At 68.9% G+C, this 21,445-nt stretch carries 17 protein-coding genes; 4 read left to right on the forward strand and 13 right to left on the reverse strand.

Translation table 11 applies throughout. The annotated features are described in order from the left end of the window. The first annotated feature begins 78 nt into the window (after positions 1-78). A complete protein-coding gene (locus OG841_RS03280; protein WP_328642874.1) occupies positions 79-1,197 on the forward strand; it encodes a PrpF domain-containing protein in 1,119 nt (372 codons plus the stop codon). Further along, positions 1,194-2,627 carry a C4-dicarboxylate transporter DctA gene (dctA, locus tag OG841_RS03285; RefSeq protein WP_328642873.1) on the forward strand — a complete coding sequence of 478 codons (1,434 nt, stop codon included), beginning with the start codon at positions 1,194-1,196 and terminating at the stop codon, positions 2,625-2,627. Before OG841_RS03280 ends, dctA begins: the two co-directional genes overlap by 4 nt. A 188-nt stretch (positions 2,628-2,815) precedes the next feature. On the opposite strand, the gene OG841_RS03290 is transcribed toward dctA, so the two are convergent. Beyond that, positions 2,816-3,142, reverse strand: a complete 327-nt coding sequence (locus tag OG841_RS03290) for a hypothetical protein (protein ID WP_328642872.1) — start codon at positions 3,140-3,142, stop codon at positions 2,816-2,818. A 183-nt stretch (positions 3,143-3,325) separates the two neighbouring features. Here OG841_RS03290 and OG841_RS03295 point away from each other — a divergent pair, with 183 nt between their 5' ends. Together OG841_RS03295 and OG841_RS03300 are read left to right on the forward strand one after the other, a co-directional pair. Beyond that, on the forward strand, positions 3,326-3,565 hold the full coding sequence (locus tag OG841_RS03295) for a DUF1949 domain-containing protein (protein WP_371563249.1): 240 nt from the start codon (positions 3,326-3,328) through the stop codon (positions 3,563-3,565). Positions 3,566-3,966: 401 nt separating this feature from the next. Beyond that, positions 3,967-6,657, forward strand: a complete 2,691-nt coding sequence (locus OG841_RS03300; protein ID WP_371563252.1) for an RICIN domain-containing protein — start codon at positions 3,967-3,969, stop codon at positions 6,655-6,657. Between the two features lie 272 nt (positions 6,658-6,929). Here OG841_RS03300 and OG841_RS03305 read toward each other — a convergent pair whose 3' ends face one another. The 12 genes from OG841_RS03305 to OG841_RS03360 all read right to left on the reverse strand — a co-directional run bounded on the left by OG841_RS03305 (position 6,930) and on the right by OG841_RS03360 (position 21,391). After that, positions 6,930-10,043, reverse strand: coding sequence for an RICIN domain-containing protein (locus OG841_RS03305; protein WP_371563255.1), 3,114 nt, complete (start codon positions 10,041-10,043; stop codon positions 6,930-6,932). 196 nt (positions 10,044-10,239) lie between these two features. Beyond that, the gene (locus tag OG841_RS03310; protein ID WP_328642869.1) at positions 10,240-11,277 is read right to left on the reverse strand and encodes an aldo/keto reductase; all 1,038 of its coding nucleotides are present in this window, start codon (positions 11,275-11,277) and stop codon (positions 10,240-10,242) included. A gap of 33 nt (positions 11,278-11,310) precedes the next feature. After that, complete coding sequence (locus tag OG841_RS03315) at positions 11,311-12,348, reverse strand: sugar kinase (RefSeq protein WP_328642868.1); 1,038 nt, start codon at positions 12,346-12,348, stop codon at positions 11,311-11,313. Continuing rightward, a complete protein-coding gene (locus tag OG841_RS03320; protein ID WP_328642867.1) occupies positions 12,345-12,977 on the reverse strand; it encodes a bifunctional 4-hydroxy-2-oxoglutarate aldolase/2-dehydro-3-deoxy-phosphogluconate aldolase in 633 nt (210 codons plus the stop codon). Before OG841_RS03320 ends, OG841_RS03315 begins: the two co-directional genes overlap by 4 nt. Beyond that, positions 12,974-13,735, reverse strand: coding sequence for an SDR family oxidoreductase (locus OG841_RS03325; protein ID WP_328642866.1), 762 nt, complete (start codon positions 13,733-13,735; stop codon positions 12,974-12,976). The genes OG841_RS03320 and OG841_RS03325 overlap by 4 nt, the downstream gene beginning before the upstream one ends. Beyond that, the gene (locus OG841_RS03330) at positions 13,732-14,775 is read right to left on the reverse strand and encodes a zinc-dependent alcohol dehydrogenase (RefSeq protein ID WP_328642865.1); all 1,044 of its coding nucleotides are present in this window, start codon (positions 14,773-14,775) and stop codon (positions 13,732-13,734) included. The genes OG841_RS03325 and OG841_RS03330 overlap by 4 nt, the downstream gene beginning before the upstream one ends. Before the next feature lie 39 nt (positions 14,776-14,814). After that, positions 14,815-15,693 carry an amidohydrolase family protein gene (locus OG841_RS03335; RefSeq protein WP_328642864.1) on the reverse strand — a complete coding sequence of 293 codons (879 nt, stop codon included), beginning with the start codon at positions 15,691-15,693 and terminating at the stop codon, positions 14,815-14,817. Positions 15,694-15,730: 37 nt separating this feature from the next. Further along, a complete protein-coding gene (locus OG841_RS03340; protein ID WP_328642863.1) occupies positions 15,731-16,078 on the reverse strand; it encodes an L-rhamnose mutarotase in 348 nt (115 codons plus the stop codon). Further along, complete coding sequence (locus tag OG841_RS03345; protein WP_328642862.1) at positions 16,075-18,090, reverse strand: hypothetical protein; 2,016 nt, start codon at positions 18,088-18,090, stop codon at positions 16,075-16,077. The genes OG841_RS03340 and OG841_RS03345 overlap by 4 nt, the downstream gene beginning before the upstream one ends. Before the next feature lie 61 nt (positions 18,091-18,151). Continuing rightward, on the reverse strand, positions 18,152-19,063 hold the full coding sequence (locus OG841_RS03350) for a carbohydrate ABC transporter permease (RefSeq protein ID WP_328642861.1): 912 nt from the start codon (positions 19,061-19,063) through the stop codon (positions 18,152-18,154). A gap of 55 nt (positions 19,064-19,118) precedes the next feature. Next, positions 19,119-20,033, reverse strand: a complete 915-nt coding sequence (locus OG841_RS03355; protein ID WP_328642860.1) for a carbohydrate ABC transporter permease — start codon at positions 20,031-20,033, stop codon at positions 19,119-19,121. Beyond that, positions 20,030-21,391, reverse strand: coding sequence for an ABC transporter substrate-binding protein (locus OG841_RS03360; RefSeq protein ID WP_328642859.1), 1,362 nt, complete (start codon positions 21,389-21,391; stop codon positions 20,030-20,032). Before OG841_RS03360 ends, OG841_RS03355 begins: the two co-directional genes overlap by 4 nt. Between the last annotated feature and the right edge of the window lie 54 nt (positions 21,392-21,445).

The following is a 21,445-nucleotide window of genomic DNA, read 5'->3' on the forward strand; positions in this document are numbered from 1 at the left end:
GTACTTCACGCTCCGCGCGCCCACTGTGGATCGCATCCCGCACGGAAGTGCCGTCGGGGTATCCACGAGGAGACCGTTGTGTTGCGTCTGCAGGGCGAGATGATCCGCGGAGGAACCAGCAAGTGCTGGATCTTCGACCACCATGACGTGGTGGCGACCGGCGTGGACGCCGACACCCTGCTGCTGGCCGCCTACAACGCCGCCGACCCGCGCCAGATCGACGGTGTCGGTGGTGCCTCCTCCACCACCTCCAAGGCGGCGATCGTCCGGACCTCGACGAAGCCGGGCATCGACGTCGAGTACGCCTTCGCGCAGGTCGGCATCGGCGACGAGCGCGTGGAATGGGCCAGCAACTGCGGCAACTGCGCGACCGCCGTAGCCCTGTACGCCGTCCACAACGGCCTGGTGCCGATCACGTCGGACTCCACCACGGTGCGGATGCTCAATGTCAACACCGGGGCCCGCCTCACCGGCACCATCCCCACCCCCGGGCGGACGGCCTTCGACGAGGGCACGGCCGCGGTGCCCGGCACCGCCGCGCTCGGGGTTCCGGTCCTGCTCGGTTTCGAGGACCCGGCGGGCTCGACCACGGGTCGCACCCTGCCGACCGGCCACGCCGTGGACACCCTGACCGGCCCGGCCGGCCGGATCGAGGCGTCTCTGGTCGACGCCGGAGCCCCGGCCGCGCTGTTCGAGGCCAAGGCCTTCGGCCTGCGGGGCACCGAGTCCCTGGCCGAGTTCGCCGCGGCATTGCCCGCGCTCACCATGCTGCGCCGTCAGGCCGCCCTTGCCATGGGCCTGGCCCAGGAGCACGATCCTGTCAGCCACGCCGTGCCGAAGGTCGGCGTCGTCGCCCGCCCCGCCGCCTACCGCACCACCGACGGCACCCCGGTCGGACCGGACGAGTACGACCTGGCCGTCCGCATGGTCTCGATGCACGCCCCCCACCCGGCGATCGGTCTCACCTCGGCCGTCGCGCTGGCCACCGCAGCCGCTACCCCCGGCACCCTCGCCCACCGCGTCGCCCGGCAGACCGCCGACGGCACGCTGCGCCTGGGCACCCCGGCCGGTGTCATCACCGCCCGAGCCGTCCCCGCAGCGGAGGGCGCGTCCCCCACGGTGCTGCTGCACCGCGCCGCCCGCCGCATCGCCCGAGCCGAACTCCTCGTTCCCGTCCTGGAAGGACGCCCCGCATGAGCCGCAACGACGCCGCCCCGGGCACCGTCACCGCTCCACCCGGCCGCATCCACCGACTGCTGTCCCTGCTCTACGTCCAGTGCCTGATCGGTGTGCTTGCCGGGGCTGCCGTCGGCTGGCTGTGGCCGTCGTTCGGAGCCGACCTGAAGCCCTTGGGCGACGGCTTCATCGCGCTCGTACGCATGATGATCGCACCGGTCATCTTCTGTACCGTCGTCCACGGCATCGCCTCCATGGGCAACGCGCGCGCCGTCGGCCGGGTCAGCCTCAAGGCGCTGATCTACTTCGAGGTCCTGACCACCGTCGCCATGGTGATCGGCCTGGTCGTCGTCAACATCGTCCAGCCCGGCAGCGGACTGCACGTCGATCCCTCCACCCTCTCCACCGAGGGCCTGCCGCCGGAGGCGACCCAGAGCCACGAGAGTGTCGCCGCATTCGTTCTGTCCACCATTCCGGACACCCTGCCGAGCGCGCTGACCGGCCACGAGATCCTGCCGGTGCTGGTGGTCTCGGTCTTGTTCGGCTTCGGTCTGAACGCCGCCGGCGAGGCGGGTGCGGGGATCACCCAGGGCATCGAGAACCTGTCCAAGGTCCTGTTCACGCTCATCCGCTGGATCATGCGGCTGGCCCCGGTCGGCGCCTTCGGCTCCATGGCCTTCACCATCGGCAACTACGGCCTGGACACCCTGCGGCACCTCTTCTTGCTGGTCGGCTCCTTCTGGCTCACCGCCCTGTTCTTCGTCCTGGTCGTCCTCGGGACGGTCATGCGCATCAACGGCCTGCGTCTGCTTCCCTTCCTCCGCTACATCAAGGAGGAGTTGCTGATCGTCCTCGGCACCTCGTCCAGCGAGCCGGTGCTGCCGCGCATGATGGCGAAACTGCATCACGCGGGCGCCTCCAAGCCGGTCGTGGGCATCACGCTGCCCGCCGGATACTCCTTCAACCTCGACGGCACCGCGATCTACCTGACCATGGGCTCGGTCTTCCTCGCCCAGGCCCTCGGCATCGACCTCAGCCTCACCCAGCAACTGTCGATGCTCGCCGTCATGCTGCTCACCTCCAAGGGTGCCGCAGGCGTCACCGGCTCCGGCTTCATCGCCCTGGCCGCCACCCTCAGCGCCGTTCCGCACGTCCCCGTCGCCGCCTTGGCCCTGATCTTCGGCATCGACCGTTTCATGTCGGAGGCCCGTGCCCTGACCAGCGTCGTGGGCAACGGCGTCGCCACCCTGGCAGTGGCCAAGTGGGAGGGGCAACTCGACGAGAACCGCGCCAGGGCCGTTCTGCGTGGCGAGATCCCGTACACCTCCGCCCCCGAGAACGATCACACCCCCGAGCCGCAGGAAGAACCGACGCCCGACGCGCACCCCGAGGAGGCCGACCCGGAGGCGGCGACCGGGGCGGGTCGTGAGCCGGTGCCCGCCGCCGGCTGACACACGCCTCGCCGCCGGTCCGGAGCCTGAGCTCCGGACCGGCCCCTTCTCGTGCTCGGGAGCACCCCACTGATGGCAACCCCCTGGAACGTCATCGTGGTCGTCGGCAGAAACGCCGGCCTCTGGGCCGCAGGGTCCGCCCGGCAGGAGGAAGCTCCGGTCCTCGTACGGGAAAGGCCTCGCCGACCTCAAGGTCCTTCTCGAACCGGCCGCACATCTCGGGCGCGGTGGGTCGCGCCGACGAGCCCCTCGGGGACGGTGGGCACATCGAGATCGACGGCCGGTACGGAGCCCTCCGGCCATCCATACGCGTCGAGGGTGAGGGCGCGCGTGGTGCCGGAGGCCGGTCGTGCCGGGCTGATCACAGGCGCGTCCGGCATCGGATCCCGCGCGGATGAGGTGCCGGACCGCTCGTCGATCCCGCTCGCCTGCGAGATGGGATGCTTGGCGGCGACCGATGTCCGGCTTGCGGTGCCGGCATCCCCGTAGGCCGTCTCCAGCACGAAGTCCTTCACGGCCCGGCCGCCCCAAGAGCCGCACAGCCGCGACGTTCGCCTTCCCCGGCGTCGGGCGGCCTGCCAGGTACAGCTCCTCGATGTTCACTCCGAGGATCTCCTCGGCCCGTGCGCAAGCCGGGCAGGGTTCGCCGCAGAGTCCTGTCCCGCGGGTGCACCTCCCGGCGGGCGATCCGCCGGTCGATGGCCGACTTGGAACGGGTAGAGGCCTCGGAGTCCGGCGGCGTCATCCGCTTCACCAGGCCGGGACCAGGCTGGACGACCTGTGCTCGACCCGGCGCGAGGGCCGGATACGGCGAGGCCGTGACGGTCGCGATCAGACTTCCGGACGCCGATGTCGAGGCGTTCCGGGCCTGGCTCGCCGCCATCACGGCCGAGACGGCCACGTTCGAGCTCGGGATAGGGGCGTACGGGGCCGCGTGACGACCCCGATTGCCGGTGAAGCGATACGGGAAAAGCAGCTCGTGCGAGTGCTCCGCGCCTGCGGAGCCGGAACGGAATGCCGCGACCGGCCCCCTGTCGACCGCTGTCCGTGAACCCGGCTCGGCGCCGTGAAATGAGTACTACTTATTCGAAGGCGTCAGCTTCGCTGGGTAAGTGGGGCGGGCGCGCGGTAAGCAGGCCGTTCGCCGCAGCCGATCGCGCTTCCGCCTGGGTGTCTCTTCGTTGCGGTGGTGCGCACGGCGCCGAGCCTTGATGCGTCCGCATGTCATCGATGGTGCTCCAGTGAAAAATCAGTATGTCTATCGCCTTGACTGGGGTGCCGCAATGCATCGATAAATGCAACTCATAAGCAGACGGGGTATGGAGGAGGGACAGCACAGATGAGACCCATGCGCATCGGCGCGGGGACGGTCAAGGCGCTCGCAGCGGCAACTGTCGTCTTCGCGGCACTACTGCCCGTTCAACCCGCCTACGCGGCCACGACGAACTTCTACGTCGACCCTGTCAACGGCAGTGACGGCAACTCGGGAACCAGCACCGGCGCGGCGTTCAAGACCATCCAGGCCGCCGAGACCGCGGTCCGAGCCGCCAACGCGAACATGACCGACGACATCGTCGTGAACCTGCGCGGAGGCACCTACCCCCTCACCGCCCCGATCAGCTTCGGCACCAGTGACTCGGGCACCAACGGCCACACGGTCGTCTACCAGGCGTACAACGGTGAGACGCCCGTGATCACCAGTGGCAAGGCCGTCACCGGCTGGACCGCGGCTGCCAACGGGGAGTACAAGGCGTCCGTGGGCACCCTCAACTTCCGGCAGTTGTACGTCAACGGGGTCCGCGCCACCCGATCCCGCTTCCCCGACGTCGGCTCGGACTTCCAGCTGCAAAGCAGTGACCGTCCCAACAAGCTGCTGAAGGTGCTCAGTTCGCAGGTCTCCAACTGGGACCACCTCAACCAGGTCGAGATGATGCTCGAGACGTCGTGGGGCGAGAGCTTCCTGCGGCTGAAGTCGATCAGCTCCAGCAACGGCACCGCCAACGTGTCGATCCAGGACCACGAGGCAGGCATCCTCTTCCAGCGCCCCTTCCCGTGGCTCGGCGACGGCTCTCCCCTGCACTTCGAGAACGCCCACGAGTTCCTCAACGAGCCGGGCGAGTTCTACGTCGACACGGCCGCGCAGACCGTCTACTACAAACCCCGTCCCGGCGAGGACATGTCCACGGCCACCGTGCGGGCGCCGACGCTCAAGACCCTTGTCGACATCAAGGGCACGAACCTCGGCAGCCCCGTCCACGACCTGCGCTTCTCCGGGATCACCTTCACCCAGACCACCTGGATGGAGGCGACCGACAACGGCTACCTCAACGCCCAGGGCGGCAACTACAACATCTCGGCCGACAACTCCAACAACCAGTACGTCGACCGTCCGCCGGCCGGCGTCCAGGCCTCCTACGCCGACCGCCTCGCCTTCACCGGCAACACCTTCACCCAGATGGGTGCCAGCGCCCTCGACCTGCACCACGGCGTGCACGACAGCAGCGTGACCGGCAACCTGATCCGCGACATCTCCGGCAACGGAATCATGGTCGGCAAGTTCTCCGACCCGACCGTGGAGTACCACACCGTCTACAACCCGCCCGCCTCACCGCCCGGTGAGGACGCCCGGGAGGTGGTCAAGAACGTCACCGTCAAGAACAACCTCATCACCCGGATCGGGGAGGACTACCTGGGAACCGCGGGCATCAACGCGGGCTTCGTCAACAGCACCACCATCGACCACAACGACATCTCCGACACTCCGTGGGCCGGCATCTCGCTCGGCTGGGGCTGGCAGTCGGCGGCCAACGCCGAAGGCAACAACAGCGTCAGCTACAACCGCATCGGCAACGTGATGAACCGGCTGTGCGACTCCGCCGGTATCTACCACCTCTCGAACGACCCGGGCACGGTCATCAACGGCAACTACGTCCACGACGCGATACGAGTGCCGTCCGCCTGCGGCAACGCCGTGCACGGCGTCTACCTGGACGAGGGGTCGGACAACATGACCCTTTCGAACAACGTGCTCTCGCGCACCGACGGCTTCATCAACCAGAACCACAACGGCTCCAACGTCACGCTCACCAACAACACGACGTCCGGCGACTCGGTGATCAAGGCCTCCGGTCTTGAGTCCGCCTACCAGGGGCTGGCGACGAAGCTCAACCTCGCCTACAACAAGTCGGTGTCCTCCTCGTCGGTCTACGATTCCGGCACGCCGGCCGCGAACGCCGTCGACAACAACAACTCGACCGGCTGGTCGCCCACCGGAAGTGACTCCTCGGCGTGGTGGCAGGTCGACCTGGGGCAGGCCTACCAGCTGGGACAGTTCTCACTGACGACCCGCCAGAACCTGGACCAGTCCGAGACCCGCGGCAACTTCGAGATCCGGGCCTCCAACGACCCGTCCTTCGGCAGCTACACCGTCCTGGGACGTCAGACGGACACCCTGCCGCTCGCCGCGACGCTCACGAGCAACGTCGACGTCCGCCAGCAGTTCCGCTACGTGCGGGTCGCCAAGACCGACGGCGCGTACTTCTACATCACGGACTTCAGTGTGCAGCGGGCCGACGGGGCGCTGGAGGACTCGACCGGTACGCCGACCATCAGCCCGTCGACGTTCTACACGATCAAGAACGTCAACAGCAGTCAGATGATGGACGTCTACGGATGGTCCACCGCCGACGGCGGCAGCGTCGTCCAGTGGCCGAGCACCGGTGGCGCCAACCAGCAGTGGACCATCGTTCCGGTCACCGGGCAGCTCTACAAGATCGTGAACAGGAACAGCGGCAAGGCCCTCGAGATGAACTTCTCCAGCCACTGGAAGGGGACCGCGGCGCAGCAGGGAACCTACGGCGGTGGCAACAACCAGCTGTGGTACTTCGAGCCGACCAGCGGCGGATACCTCATCCGCAACTTCGAGAGCAAGCAGATCCTGCAGGTGAACAACGCCTCGACGACGAACGGAGCCGCCACCGAACAGTGGATGCCCCTGAACCAGTCCAACCAGGCTTGGACGATCCAGTGACAGGGTGACCGACGCAGGGCCGCAGGCGGTGAGGCCGGAAAGCGATCGCTTTCCGGCCTCACCCATGCCCCTCAGACCGTGCACTGGGCGCCGCCGAGGGGGCGGAGGCCCTGGTCAACGACCTGGGCGCCGGCCTCAAGGCACTGCGGAAAGGGCCGGTGCCGGCTCGCGATTCGCCGGCACCGGCCCTCAGATCCTTCGCCTCCCCGGTCCGCAACCAGCAGCACACCGACGCGGCTGAGCGGGGAGTGCGGCCCGTGGCGCGGAGGGAATCAGTCCACGTTCACCGCCTGCCACAACTGGCTGTCGGCGTTCGTGTCCGTCGTCTGCACGAGCTGAGCGCCTGCTGTCGTCGACGAGCCGGACACCGAGAGCAGCTTGCCGCTGTTCACATTCTTGATCTTGTAGTAGCCGTTTCCGGCGGCGACCAGCGTCCAGTGCTGGTTAGCACCGTTCTTGTCGGTCCACTGGATGACGGCCGCGCCGTCCGCGGTGGACGCTTGGTAGACGTCCAGCAGCTTGCCGCTGTTCTGGTTGATGATCTTGAAACTGCCGTCACCCACCGCAACGAACCGCCAGTGCTGATTCTGGGCGCCGCTGTCGTTCCACTGGATGGCGTTCGCTCCGTCGGAGGTGGATCCACCTGTGATGTCGATCGCCATGCCGCTGTTCTTGTCCAGGAGCTTGTAGAACGCGTTGGTGGCGGGGAAGGAGATGCCCGCGAAGGCGTCCAGCGCACAGACGGTGTTGGAAGATGCCGCGTTCTTCGTTCCGGTGCACACGACCTTGATCGTGTGGGGACCCGCGGCGAGATCCGTCTTCTCGAACAGCGACACCTGCTTCGTCACCGTCGAGGCATAGGCGTCGACGCCCGACTGCGCCAGGGCTCCGTCGATGTAGACGTCGACCTTGCCCATGTTCGGTTGCTTCATGCCGAGATACCGGACGCCCGAGCCGGTGAACGAGTACTGGACGTTGTCGCCCGCCCTGTTCGTGTAGTGCTCGGATCCCTTGAAGTCCTGCGAGTCGTTCCAGGTCGACCAGCCGGAGGAGTAGGTGAGGCCGGAGTCCTTGTCGTCGACGTAGCCCCATCGCTGGCGTACGAGCGACTTGGATTCGGCGGACGCGTTCCCCTGGGCGTCCACGACGTAGAGGCGGTAGTCGCCGGCCATCGGCGGGACACTGATGGTCGTCGCGGTTCCGGCTGCCTTCGTCATGGTGGGGCCGACGGTGAACGTCGTCGTACCGGAGGGAGCCAGCCAGAGAGTCCTGGTCGCGTCACCGATGCTGCGGAGGGGGATGGACGACACGCCCTTGCCGGTGAACGTGCTCGCGGGCAGGGCGTAGTCCTGCAGGCCCAGGCTGCTCTGGGGGACGAGGTCCTTGTAGGCGTCCTCCAGACCGGAGTTCACGGCGATGGCGTACGCCTGGGACGGCCACACGCCGTCCGCGTACGCGCGCACGTCCTCGATGGTGCTGTTCGGGACGTTCTTGTCGTTGATCTTGTTGACGGTGCCGTAGGTGTGGGTGATGCTCAGGTCGTGCTGCTTGCCCCACGTGCCGGAGTTGATGGCGAAGGCGACATTCGGGTCAAGGTCGAGCACGTTGTCGTGGAAGTTGATGTAGGCGGAGCCTTCATCGGGGTGGAGTCCGTACTTGTGGCCGGCCGGAACGCCCTGGATGTAGTTGTTGCTGATCTCGGTTCCCGGCTGGCTGCCCAGGTCGTAGATGGGAGCGGAGTCGCCGAGGACCTGCATCGTGTCGACGATCTGGTTGTAGCTGATGGTGTTGTTCTTCGCCGTGGTGGTCGGCACACCCGGCCGGATCGAGTTCGACGAACCATCGAAGTTCCACCATCCCCAGCCGAGGGTGATGCCCGCCCACGGGGACTTCTCGATCCGGTTGTGCCGCACGGACAGGGAATCGGTGAAGTACGCCGACACGGCGCTGGACCCCTGGAACAGCACCGCGCTGTCGTAGAGGTAGTTGTCCGTGATCGAGATGTTCTTGCAGACTCCCTCGACGTTCACCGGGTACTTCTCGTGGTTGGTCGAGGTGTAGTCCCCGATGTACACGTGCTGGGGGTGTCCCACCGTGATGGCGGATCCGGCTATGTCATTCGTGATGTTGCCGGTCAGTTGCGAGTCCGTCACGTCGTTGACCATGTTGATTCCGTCGGCGCCGGTGTGCTGCACCGTGTTGCGCTGGAGGCTGATCCCGTCGGCGTTCTCGATCTGGATGATCCCCGGCGGCAGGTCGACGTTGCGGTAGGTGTACGCGTGGAAGTTCTTCCTCGCGTACACGGTCGAGATGGCGTTGCCCTGCTGGCCCTGCCGGAAGACGGAGCCCGCGACATTGACCAGGTTCCAGTCGGAGTGCTCGACCGTGAGCCCGGAGAAGGTGATGTTCCGCGCGTGGTCGGTCGTGGAGGTGCCGGCGACCTTGATGAGGGTGGACACGTTGTTCGGCGCGAAGACCTGCGCCGATGTCATGTCCTCGGAGCTGGACTTGTAGTAGTACAGCGTGTGGTTCGTCTTGTCGAAGTAGAACTCGCCGGGCTGGTCCAGGAACTCGTACGCGTTCATGAAGGTGGGGGTGCCGCCGGCGGCGGCGAAGTTGCCGTTCGGCGGTCCCTGGGCAATGGCCGCACCCGGCTGCTGGAACAGGGCCACGCGATGGGCGCCGTCCGAGCTCGTGGTGATCTGGCGGACTCCCACGATGGACGTGGTCCAGGTCGTCGGATACCTGATTTCGACGTCGTCCTGGTTGGCGGCGACGGCGGGCAGATCGGAGAGGCTGTACTTGGCTCCGTCGCACTGCGAACCCGACTCCCAGGCCCAGGGAGCCTGGCCGGCCGTGATGGTGTAGGTCCCGTAGCATCCGGCCGAGGGGATCGTCTTGGAGGCCATCTGGGCGCGCTTGTTGTTGACGTAGAGCGCGCGGAGCTTGTTGTCGCGGTTCAGCGGGGCCTTCCAGATGTTCCCGCTGTGCTGTGTCCAGCCGGTCACCTGAACGCCGCCGTTCAGCACCGGCTTCTCGCCCTGGTAGGCGGCGTACACGACATGGTGGCCGTTCGTTCCGGAGTCGGCCGACGTGAAGTTGATGGTGCTGCTCACCGGGTAGTTGCCGCCGCGGAGAAAGACGTTGATGTCTCCGGTCATGTTGCTGTTGACCGTGCGCACGACGTCCCGTGCGTGCTGCAGGGTCTTGAACGGCGCGGTGATCGTCCCGGCGTTGGCGTCGTTACCGCCGGGGGCGACGTAGTAGGTCGCCTGCGTCGCGGCCGAAGCCGGGGTCGGCGTCGTGAGGGATGTCAGCAGCACCGCGGGGAGAGCCATCGCAAGCACTGCTGACAACTTGCGGATGGCGGAGGTGGCAGGTCTCATCGTCTGCCCCTCCTGCTGCTTCGGACGGACGGGAAAGCGTTCATGCGGCGGCTCCGGGGGTGTTGTCGGTGCGGTTGACGCGAATCTTCATCGGCCTCCGGCCCTTGGGTCCCGAGGGCTCAGGAGCGTCGGTGAGCGGCACAAACTCGCGGGTCTGGGGCGACTTCGTTCGTCCACGGTGGCTGTGCCAGGGGGGTCACCCCTGTCGATCGGCGACCTCGGGCGGGCGGTCGGCCGTGCCCTGGATACCGCTGGTGGTAAGGACGTCGGGCCTGATCAGGCCTTGGCACCGGAGGTCGTCCCAGAGTGCCCGGGGTACGACGCTCCGCTGAAGGTCCACGTTCTGCGTCACTTGTGCGCGGTCACGCATGCCGAGCGTGACATTGACGGTGCTGGGGTGGGTGGTCGGGAAGGCGATGGCGGCGGCGGGCAGGCTGGTGCCGTGCCCCTTGCAGACCTCGGCGATCGCCCGTGCGCGGGCGACCAGCTCCGACGGGGCGTCCTGGTAGTCGTACTTCATGCCTTCGGTGGGCCACTCACGAGAGAGCAAGCCGGAGTTGAAGACGCCGACCGCGACGACGCTCTTGCCCGATTCCTGTGCGGCGGGCAGGACGTCGTCCAGCGCGGACTGGTCGAGGAGTGTGTAGCGTCCGGCGAGCATGACCACGTCGGCGGCGGTCTCGCGCAGGAAGCGGGCGAGCATGGCCGATTGGTTCATGCCGGCGCCGATCGCCCCGATCACGCCCTGGTGGCGCAGCTCCGCGAGGGTGGGCATGGCCTCGTCGGCGGCCTGCTGCCAGTGGTCCTCAGGGTCGTGCAGGTAGACGATGTCCAGCCGGTCCAGGCCCGTGCGCTCCAGCGTGTCCTCGATGGAGCGGAGCACACCGTCGCGGCTGAAGTCCCAACGCCGGCGCAGGTCGTCCCGTACGACGAAGCCCTCGGTGTCGACGCCACGTGGCTCCTCGTTGGGAACGAGTAGTCGGCCCACCTTGGAGGAGATGACGTACTCGTCGCGCGGGCGGCCTCGCAGGGCGGCGCCCAGGCGGCGCTCGGAGAGGCCGAGGCCGTAGTGCGGTGCGGTGTCGAAGTACCGGATTCCGGCCTCCCACGCCGCGTCGACGGCGCCCGCGGCGTCGCCCGCCGAGGTGGTCCGGTAGAGGTTGCCGATCACGGACGCGCCGAATCCGAGCTCGGTGAGTTCGACGGAGGTGTTGTGGATGTTCCGGCGTTGCATGACGTCCTCTTCGTGGATGTCGATCGGCGTGCGTCAGCGCCGCACGTGGGCCGCGTCGCCTGCCATGAGCGCCTCGACCTCGCCGAGCGTGGCCATGGAGACGTCGCCGGGAGTGGTCATGGTGAGCGCGCCGTGGGCGGTGCCGTAGGCCAGGGCGCGGTCCAGTGGGGTGCCGGTGAGCAGCCCGTGGATCAGGCCGGCGGCGAATCCGTCGCCGGAGCCGATGCGGTCCAGGACCTGCAGTCCCGGCATCCGAGGGCCGGTGACGAAGCCGGTCTCCGGCGACCAGGCGGCCGAGGACCAGTCGTTGATCCCGGCCGAGGGCACCTCGCGCAGCGTGGTCGCCAGCACTCTCGCCTCGGGCAGCAGGCCGGCCACCTCGGCGAGCGCGTCCGCCACCTCGTCGGCCCCGACGCGCGCCTGTCCCGGGTACGCCCCGGCCAGGCCGAGGGCGCCCACCACGACATCGGCGTGCCGGGCGAGTCGCAGGTCGACCTCGCGGGCGGCGTCGGCGCCGCCCCGGCCGGCCCAGAGGCTGGGGCGATAGTTGGGGTCGTAGGAGACGGTGACCCCGTGCCGGCGGGCCGCCGCCAGGGCCTCGTCGGCGACGTCCACCGTGGTGTCGGACAGACCGGCGAAGATGCCGCCGGTGTGGAACCAGCGCACCCCGCCGGCGAAGACGTCGTCCCAGTCGACGTCGCCTTTGCGCAGTTGAGAGGCGGCGGTGTGCGCGCGGTCGCTGACGCCCAGTGCGCCGCGGATGCCGTAGCCGCGTTCGACGAAGTTGAGGCCGTTGCGGGTGGTGCGGCCGATGCCGTCGTCGGGCACCCAGCGGATCAGCGAGGTGTCGACGCCGCCCTGGAGGATGAGGTCCTCGACGAGCCGGCCCACGGCGTTGTCGGCGAGGGCGGTCACGACGGCTGTGCGCAGGCCGAAGCAGCGGCGTAGTCCGCGGACGACGTTGTACTCGCCGCCGCCCTCCCAGACCTGGAAGGAGCGGGTGGTGCGGATGCGTCCCTCGCCCGGGTCGAAGCGCAGCATCACCTCGCCCAGGGCCACCACGTCGATCACGACATGCTCCTTTTCACCGCATCCGCGGTCAGCCGGCGGATCTCGTCATAGTCGCCGCGCTCCAGGTGGGCGGGGGTGGCCATCCAGCTGCCGCCGACGGCCAGGACCGCCCGGTCGGCGAGGTAGGCGGCCATCCGGGAGGCGTCGATCCCGCCGGTCGGCACGAAGCGCGTCCCGGGGAAGGGCGCCGCGAGCGCCCGCAGTGTCCGCAGGCCGCCGAGCGGCTCGGCGGGAAAGAGCTTGACGGTGTCGAGGCCGGCGCGCAGGGCGCGCATCAGCTCGGTGGCGGTGGCGATGCCCGGCACGACCGGGACCCCCAGCTCACCGCACGTCGCGACGACCTCCTCGTCGAAACCGGGCGAGACAACGAAGCGGGCCCCGGCCGCCACGGCCCGCTCCGCCTGCCCCGGGGTGAGGACCGTGCCCGCGCCGACGGCCAGGCCACCGTGGGCGGCCATCTCCTTGAGCACCCGCTCGGCGCCCGGGGTACGGAAGGTGACCTCGGCACACCGGGCGCCGCCCACCGCGAGCGCCTCGGCCAGCGGACCGGCCATCTTCGTGGACGGCACGGTCAGCACCGGCAGGAGACGGGCCCCGCCCAGCACGGTCGCCAGGTCGGTGTCGCTCATCGGCCGAGCCAGCCGCCGTCGACGGGCAGCACGACGCCGTGGACGTAGGCGGCGGCGTCCGAGGCGAGGAACACCGCGGCACCCGCCAGGTCGTCCGCGCTGCCCCACCGTCCGGCCGGGATACGGTCCAGGATCGCCTGGCTGCGCACCGGGTCGTCCCGCAGGGCCTGGGTGTTGTCGGTGGCGATGTAGCCCGGCGCGAGGGCGTTGACGTTCACGCCGTGCGACGCCCACTCGTTGGCCAGCGCTTTGGTCAGGCCGGCGATGCCGTGCTTGGCGGCGGTGTAGCCGGGAACGGTGATCCCGCCCTGGAAGCTGAGCAGCGATGCGGTGAAGATGACCTTCCCCCGGCCGCGGGCGACCATCACCGCGCCGAGGGCGCGGGTGAGCGCGAACTGGGCGTTGAGGTTGACCTGGAGCACCAGCTCCCAGTCGGCGTCAGTGTGTTCGGCGGCCGGCGCGCGGCGGATGGTGCCCGCGTTGTTGACCAGGATGTCCACCGGCCGCTCCCGCCCCGCGAGATCCGCGCCCAGGGCCCGTACCGCCTCGGGGTCGGCGAAGTCGGTCCGGATCGCCTCGAACGTACGCCCCGCGCCGAGGACGTCCTTCTCCACCGCACTGCCGGACTCCTCCAGCGAGGCACTGACGCCGATGACGTCCGCGCCGGCCTCGGCGAGCGCTCGGGCCATGGCCCGGCCGATGCCGCGCCGGGCTCCGGTGACGACGGCGAGCTTCCCGGTGAGGTCGAAGGCGGTCATACGGCGGCTCCCTGGGCGTCGTCGGTGCAGTCCACGAGGATCTTCATCACGTCACCGCCGCCCTCCAGCGCCTCGAAAGCGGCGGGTGCCTGGGTGAGCGGCACGACCTTGCTGATCAACCGCTCTGCCGGGATCGTGCCGTCCGCCACCAGCCCCACCGCCTTCTCGAAGTCGGAGCGGTCATACAACCGCGCGCCCACCAGGGTGAGTTCGCGCCAGAAGAAGCGGTGCAGATTGACCTCGCGGGGGCGGGGGTGGATGGCCACCAGGCACAGTCGTCCGCGCACGCCGAGTACGTCGACCGCCGTGTCCACCCCGCCCGCCGCGCCCGACACCTCGAACGCGACATCCGCGCCCGCATCCCCGGTCCACTGCCGTACCAGCGCCGGCACGTCGTCGTCGGCCGGATTCCACACCGTCAGGCCCAACTCCTCGGCGAGCAGCCGACGGTGTGCGCTCAGCTCCGCCACCCGGACGTCGGCACCCGTGGCCCGTGCGACCAGTGCGATCAGGACGCCGACCGGCCCGCCGCCGACCACCACGACCTTCTCCCCCTGACGCACCCCGGCCCGGCCCACGTCATGGACGGCGACCGCCGTCGGCTCGACCAGCGCGGCCCGGTCCAGGGCCAGGCTCTCCGGCAGCCGGATCAGCGTCGAGGCGGGCACGAGCCAGCGCTGCTGCATCGCGCCCGGCGAGTCGATACCGATGAAGTCGAGGTGCTGGCAGATGTGTTGATGGCCCGCCCGGCAGGCCGGGCAGCTGTCGTCCCAGCGCAGCGGCATCACGGTCACCGCGTCACCGAGCTGCCAGCCCTCGACGTCCGGACCCACGCGTATGACGCGGCCGGACATCTCGTGCCCCAGGACGGCGGGCATGCCTACCCGGGCGTCCATGTCGCCGTGGAAGATGTGCAGATCGGTGCCGCAGATGCCGACATAGGCGGGGGCCAGCTCCACCTCCCCGGGACCGGGCGAGGGGGTCTCGGCGGGAGCCGTGTCCAGGGTACGGGCGGCCGTGTAACGGACTGCGAGTGTCATGGTGTTCTCCAGAGGTCCTTCAGCGCGAGCGCCGACGGGTCAGCTGCGGGCGGGAAGGCGGTAGAAGGCGGTCGCGGTGCCGGCGAGGATCGCCTGGATCTCGTTCTCGGCACAGTCGGTGAGCAGTTCGTCCACGGTGGCGGCCCAGCGGTTCCAGCCGCCGGCGAGGTTGGCGACCGGCCAGTCGGAGCCGAACATCAGCCGGTCCGGGCCGAAGGCGGTGAGCAGGGTGTCCCAGACCGGGCGGAGGTCGTCGGTCGTCCACGTCGCATGGTCGGCTTCGGTGATCAGTCCCGACAGCTTGCAGACCACCTGGGGGTGTCCGGCCAGCCGGTGCATCTGGTGTTGCCAGTCGGTCAGTTCACCCCGGGCGATGGGCGGCTTGCCCGCGTGGTCGAGGACCTGGGGCAGGTCGGGGAAGCGTTCGGCCAGGCGGATCGCCTGGCCGAGTTGGTGGCTGTGGATCAGTACGTCGTAGGACAGCCCGTGGTCCCGGACCGTAGCCAACCCCCGCTCCACATCCGGGCGTTGCAGCCAGCGCGGGTTCGACTCGCCCTGGACGAGATGGCGCAGGGAGCGCAGGTGTGCGCCGCCCGGTCCGGCGAGCAGCTGGTCCAGCGTCTCGCCGATCGCCGGCGACGTCAGGTCCGCCCAGCCGACCACCGCCTCGATCAGCGGCTCCTGCTCCGCGAGGGCGAGAAGGTCCTCCGTCTCGGGCACGTCCGGGATGCACTGCACGACCACCGTGCTGTGCAGATGACGGCCCGCGATGGGGTGGGTCGCGGTGGAACGCAGGTCTCCGGGGGTGAAGGTGCGGCTGATCGACGCCAGGTCGGGGTCGTCGAGCCAGGGTTGCGGACGCCGGTCGAGGTCCCAGAGGTGGTGGTGCGCATCGATGAGGACAGGGGCGGGGGTCATGGCAGCTTCCAAGTGGGTCGGTCCGGTCGGGGCCGCGTCAGAGGGTGAAGTCCTCGCCGGGCGGGTCGAGGTGCCAGATCTCGGTCAGTTCCGTCCACTGGCGGGAGTCGCCCCGGTCGGGCCAGGGTTCCTGGCAGGGGTCGGTGAGCTTCCACCACTCCTGGGTCTCCGGGTCGGCTTCGAGGACGGCCATGTCGGCCTCGAAGTCGTCGCCGTGGTACTCGAAGTAGGCGAACAGCACGTCACCGCGGAGGAAGATGCCGTAGTTGCGGATCTGTGCCCGGTGCAGGGCCGCTTGGACGCCGGGCCACACAGCGGAGTGGAGTTCGAGGTACTCCTCGCGGTGTTCGGGGCGGAGCCGGATGGTCTGGGCGATGCGCTTCATGCCGTGGTCTCCTCCGTGCCCGGGGTGGGCTCGTCGGCCGGTGTGTCGAACGGGCTGCGGTAGCTGGGAGTGTTGGTGCGCAGGCCGAGCCGCAGGACGAGCCGGATGCGGGTGGACGCGGGCAGCCGGACCGTCAGGAAGGCGCTGTCGCAGACCTGCTCCGCCTCGCTGACGACGGGCTCGCTGTGGCCGTAGTCGTACATGTCACCGATCCAGCCGTCGTCCTGGCAGGTCGTGTACCGGACGGCGGTGATGGTGTGCTCGGCGAAGGCGCCCGCCTGCACGATCACCGTGCGGTCCGTCCCCGGGGAGAGGTTGACGAGTTCGACGGTGGTCGCCTCGGGGGCGATGGAGGAAACCAGCGCTGCCACGTCCGGCGGCAGGCCGGCGCGGCGGGCGTCGGCGTCGTGGTAGCGCAGCCTCGCCTGCTGCAGACCGCCCTGATACAGCACCTGGGGACCGCCCCAGGTCAGCTGAACGAGGGCCTCGGTGGCCACCGGGTTGCACTGCTGCCACACGTGGATGTCGGCCTCGGGCACGTCCAGGTCGCGGTAACGATCGCCGCGCCGCAGCCGGTGGCGGACCTGGGCCTGGGCAGTGGCGAGGATCCGCTCGGGGTAACCGGGGTCGTCACCGGCGAGGAAGGCGAACCACGCCTTCTCGTGCCCTGCCTCCTCCTTGGACCGGAACGGCCGGACGGTCCGCCAGTCGATGCCGTCGGCCTCGCGCAGCCCCTCCAGCCGGGCGCGGTCGGCGTCGGAGGCGGTGTGGTGCCACAGGGCCACCGGCACGGGCGGTGTGGCCGGGTTGTAGTCGAACCAGCCCGCGTCGTTGTGCCGGAACGGCAGGTGCGGCGTGGGCGTGTGAATGTCAGAACCGAGCTCCACCGCCCACTTGGAGGGCAGGCTGGAGTCCGCCTCGGTGTGGGGCATCACCTTGCCGCGTTCGATCAGGGCGTCGAGCGAGGTCGCGACCATGGAGAGGTAGTCGTCGTCCCCGGTGACCGTGGCCGCCGCCAGCGCCGCCACGCAGGCCGCGTGACCGACGCTGTGCCAGCCGTGCGGCCAGGACCAGCCGTAGTGGCCGCCGTACCAGCGTCCTTCCAGGAGGCTGCCGACGACTCCGTCCGGGCCGACGTTGTCCGGGAGGAGGCCGCCGTTCGCCTCGGTGCGCTCCCGCCACGCGCCGACGTACTCGACGATCCAGTCGCGGTAGCGCTCCTGGCCGGACAGGATCCAGGCGTTGAGGACCAGTCCCGCCGCGGCGAGGTTGACCGCGGTGTCGCCCACGCCCATCCGGTCCCGCATCTGCGCACCGAGACGGGGATCCGCGGAGAGCGGGAACGGACCGCCGTCCGCCTCGGGGATCCACTCGAGCGGGAAGCCGTACGTCTCGGCCTCCTTCTGCAGCCAGGGATAGACGTCGCCGTCGAACACGCCGCGGCGGTCGGGGTCGCTGCCGTTGTGCGGGCGGGTGATGACGCGATGGTCGGGGTCGTAGTTGCCCTTGGCCCGGTCGACGTACAACTCGGCGAAGCGCAGGGCGCGTTCGGACCAGCGCTCGGGGGCCGCCATGCTGAGGAAGTAGAGCAGGAGCAGGCTCTCGCCCTGGTGGAACCAGTCGTAACCGCGCTCGAACTCGTCGTGCAGCATGCCCAGTTCGGTGAGCTGCCGGGTCACACCCTCCCAGTGCTTCTCACTGGCGGGCAGCAGGTCGTCGGCGCCGCCGAGGAGATAGAGCTGGGGCCAGTTGAAGAACACCTCGTAGAAGTCGTCGACACCGTCGCGGGTGGTCAGCGGGCCGGAGTAGTTCAGCCGCCCGTCGGGTCCGGTGAAGTCCTCGGCGAAGCGCCGCCAGGCGTGGTCGAGGAGGTCGAACAGGGCCCGCTGGGCCACGGCCCAGCCCGGTGGTTCGAGCAGTGGCACCCCCGCTTCGATCTCGGGTGGCGGGACCGGCTGCCCGGAGGCCGGGGCGTTCTCACCCGACGTGGGGCCGGAAGAGGTGAAGGGCATGGGATGGTTCTCCGTTCGGGGTGGCGGGGTGCGCGCGCCGGGGACGACGGGTGGTCGGGACCTACTCCTTGGTGGCGCCCGCGAGCATCCCGCTGACCAGGAAGCGCTGGGCGAACAGGAAGACGATCAGCACCGGTGTGATGGCCAGCAGCGTGGCCAGCGCCAGCTGTGGACGCTCGATGGCAAGGGTGCCGACGGCGGGATTGAAGGACGGCACGTTGCTGAGCAGGCTTCCGACGCCCACCTGGATCGGCATCTGGTCGCTCTCGGGGAGCATCACGTACGGCAGGAAGTAATTGGTCCAGTTGGCGACGAAGCTGAAGAAGCCCACGAGCGCGACGACCGGTGTCGCCAGCGGCAGCGCGATGTGCCAGAAGACGCCGAACTCCGAGCAACCGTCGATCCGTGCCGCCGCCAGCAGGTCCTTCGGTACGGCGGTGGTGAAGTAGATGTACGTCAGGTACACCCCGAACGGGTAGAACGAGTAAGGCAGGATGATCGACCACATCGTGCCGATCAGGTGCGCCGCGTTGACCTCCAGGAACAGCGGCACCACCAGCGTCGCCGTCGGCATGAGCATCACGACCAGAGTCGAGACGAGCAGAGTGTGCCGGCCGCGGAACTCGGTCATCGCCAGCGCGTACCCCGCCGGGACGGCCACGCAGAGCGTGATGACCAGCGAGATCACCGCGTAGAGCGTGGAGTTGCCGAGCCACTGCATGATGGCGTTGTCCTGGAAGGCCGTGAGGGCGTTCCAGTTGGCCTTGAAGGCGTGCCAGGAGCCGAAGGACAGTGGGCTGCCGTGGACGAGTTGCTGGTCGGTCTTGGTCGCCGCGAGGAGGAGCCACAGCACCGGCAGCACGAAGAACACCATGAACGCGGCCAGGACGAAGCCGATCAGCAGGCGGGGCGCAAGGCGACGCGGGGAAAGGGTGCGCCGTCGCTCGGTGGCCCGGTGGTGCGCTCCGCGCATCGCGCTTGGTTCCCGTTCCGTGCGTGGTGTGGTGACGTCCGGTCCGGCAGGGCTCTTAGTCGGCATCGAAGAACCCCGATCGTGCGACGAAGACCGCGGCGGCCGACACACTGACGACCAGAAGCTCCACCGAGACAGCGGCGGCGCCGTTGATGTTGTTCATCTGGAAGGCGAAGTCGTAGGTCAGCTGGTTGAGCGAGTAGTCGCGTCCGGCGACGCCCACGCTGGCGAGGGAGAGCAACTGCGGCTCCACGAAGAGCTGGGCGCCGCCCGCGAAGGCCAGGATCACCATGTACACGATCCACTTGCGGAGCATGGGGATCTGCACCCGCCAGGCGGTCTGCCAGGCGCTCGCGCCGTCGATGCGCGCGGCTTCCATGACGTCCTGGGGGATGTTGTTCAACGCACCGTAGATGACGACGATCCAGCCGCCCGCGCCGGTCCAGAACGCGATGATCGTGAACAGCAGGGGCAGGTTGCCGGGCGCGATCACCTCGCCGAAGGTGTGGAAGCCCAGCATGCCCAGCAGTGAACTGACCGGGCTCACCGTCGGGTCGAGCATGAACAGCCACACCAGCACGCTCGCGGCGCCGGCGAGGGCTCCGGGAATGTAGAAGAGGAAGCGCAGGGACTTGCTGATGGTGCCCGAGGCGAGACGGTGCAGCAGCAGCGCCAGGCTCACCACGAACACCACCAGGGAGACCAGCCAGAACAGGAGGTACAGCGCGACATGGCCTACGGCGTCCATGAAGCGGAAGTCCTGCGCCGTGGTGACGAAGTTGCTGAAGCCGGTGAACGTGCCCCCGGCGTCGGTGAAGGCGAAGTAGACGGCGTAACCGGTGGGCAGGATGCCGAACGCGATCAGCAGGAGCACATAAGCGGCGACGAAGGCGACGCCGGCCCGGCTCTGCCGCGAGGTGCCGCGAGGGCGCCGGGTGGCAGAGCCGGCCGATGAGTGGGTGGCGGTCACTGGGAGACCTTGTATCCGTTGGACTTGGCGTACTTGGTGATGGAGTCCTGCCAGGCGGGCAGCATCGAGACGATGGACTTGCCCTGGGTCAGGCCGGGCTTGACGGTGGCGGCCCAGATCGCCTCCTGGCTGAACTGTCCCGAACCCCACTCCGGCCAGACCTGGGAGGCGGCGGCCGAGAGCGCGCTCAGGTCGCTGGCGAAGTAGCCGGCGGTCGCCTGCCCCTTCAGCCAGGCCTCGGCCGCGGGCGCGTAGGCCGGGAAGCCTGGCGCCTTCTCGCCCTGGTAGGCGTTGTCGGTGGTGACCCACTTCAGGAAGTCGGTGGCCGCCTTGACATGCGTGGAGTGCTGGGACAGCAGCCAGGTGCCGCCGCCGACATTGCCGGTGGAGGGCGAGCTGTCCCCCTGCCACTGCGGGATGGGAGCCGCCGCGATCTGCTTGGCCGGAACCTTGAGGGTGTCCCTGAAGACCGCGCCGCCGTACCAGGCGGGGCCGGGCATGAGCAGGACCTTGTCGGCCTCGTTCTTGCCGAAGTCGGTGCTGAAGACGCCGCTGATCGACATCGACTTGTTCTTGATCAGCACGTCCAGCAGCGTGGCCATCTTGGTGCAGGCCTCGCTGGTGGTGTTCACCGAGACGGACTTGGGGCCGGTGATGTGGTTGGCGCCGCACTTGCTCGCCCACAGGTAGATCTCGGGGGTGAAGGAGTCACCGGCGTCACCCACGAGATAACCCGGGTGCTCCTTGGCCACCTTCTCACCGAGCTGCTGGTACTCCTCCCAGGTCGTGGGCACCGTGTAGCCGAACTTCTTCAGCAGTGGCGCGTTGTACCAGAGCACCGCCTGGGAGAGGTCGTTGCGCAGGCAGTAGAGGGTGCCGTCCACCGTGCAGACGTCGTTGGCTCCCTTCGCGAACTTCCCGAGGGTCCCCTCGTCGACCAGGCCCTTGTTGAGGGGTGCGGCGAAGCCCGCGTCGACCGCCCAGCTGGCCTCGTTGTTCTGGGAGCTGAAGACGACGTCCGGCCAGCCCTTGCCGGTGCGGTTGAAGAGCTGGACCTTCGTCTGGAGGTAGTTCGAGCCGTTGGCGTCACCGTCGTAGCTGACGATGTCCAGCTTCACCTCGGGGTGCAGCTTCTGGTACAGCTTCGCGGCGTCCATACGGGTCGCGTCCACCCAGACGGTCAACGCGCCGTCCTTCTGCGGCGCCTGAGCGAAGCCGTCCTTGGTGGTCGTGCCGGCGGTGCCGCCGCCACAGGCCGTCACGGTCAGCAACACCGTGGCCGCGCACCCGGCCAGCAACGCCGCACGCTTCTTGTCAAGCGCTCTCTTCGGGCCGGACGAAGGCTTGTTGACGGTCATGAGTGACTCCACTGGGTCTGCGGGCCCCGAGCGGATCGGGGGCGGTGCGAGGAC

It is taken from the genome of Streptomyces canus, assembly GCF_041435015.1.
In the GTDB taxonomy this organism is placed as follows: Bacteria; Actinomycetota; Actinomycetes; order Streptomycetales; family Streptomycetaceae; genus Streptomyces; species Streptomyces canus_G.

Coding starts and splice junctions, on each gene's coding strand:
- OG841_RS03350 (WP_328642861.1), bottom strand. CDS start 19,063: ATGCGCGGAGCGCACCACCGGGCCACCGAGCGACGGCGCACCCTTTCC.
- OG841_RS03310 (WP_328642869.1), bottom strand. CDS start 11,277: ATGCAACGCCGGAACATCCACAACACCTCCGTCGAACTCACCGAGCTC.
- OG841_RS03320 (WP_328642867.1), bottom strand. CDS start 12,977: ATGAGCGACACCGACCTGGCGACCGTGCTGGGCGGGGCCCGTCTCCTG.
- OG841_RS03360 (WP_328642859.1), bottom strand. CDS start 21,391: ATGACCGTCAACAAGCCTTCGTCCGGCCCGAAGAGAGCGCTTGACAAG.
- OG841_RS03330 (WP_328642865.1), bottom strand. CDS start 14,775: ATGACACTCGCAGTCCGTTACACGGCCGCCCGTACCCTGGACACGGCT.
- OG841_RS03345 (WP_328642862.1), bottom strand. CDS start 18,090: ATGCCCTTCACCTCTTCCGGCCCCACGTCGGGTGAGAACGCCCCGGCC.
- OG841_RS03295 (WP_371563249.1), top strand. CDS start 3,326: ATGGCCGACTTGGAACGGGTAGAGGCCTCGGAGTCCGGCGGCGTCATC.
- OG841_RS03340 (WP_328642863.1), bottom strand. CDS start 16,078: ATGAAGCGCATCGCCCAGACCATCCGGCTCCGCCCCGAACACCGCGAG.
- OG841_RS03305 (WP_371563255.1), bottom strand. CDS start 10,043: ATGAGACCTGCCACCTCCGCCATCCGCAAGTTGTCAGCAGTGCTTGCG.
- OG841_RS03325 (WP_328642866.1), bottom strand. CDS start 13,735: ATGACCGCCTTCGACCTCACCGGGAAGCTCGCCGTCGTCACCGGAGCC.
- OG841_RS03335 (WP_328642864.1), bottom strand. CDS start 15,693: ATGACCCCCGCCCCTGTCCTCATCGATGCGCACCACCACCTCTGGGAC.
- OG841_RS03300 (WP_371563252.1), top strand. CDS start 3,967: ATGAGACCCATGCGCATCGGCGCGGGGACGGTCAAGGCGCTCGCAGCG.
- dctA (WP_328642873.1), top strand. CDS start 1,194: ATGAGCCGCAACGACGCCGCCCCGGGCACCGTCACCGCTCCACCCGGC.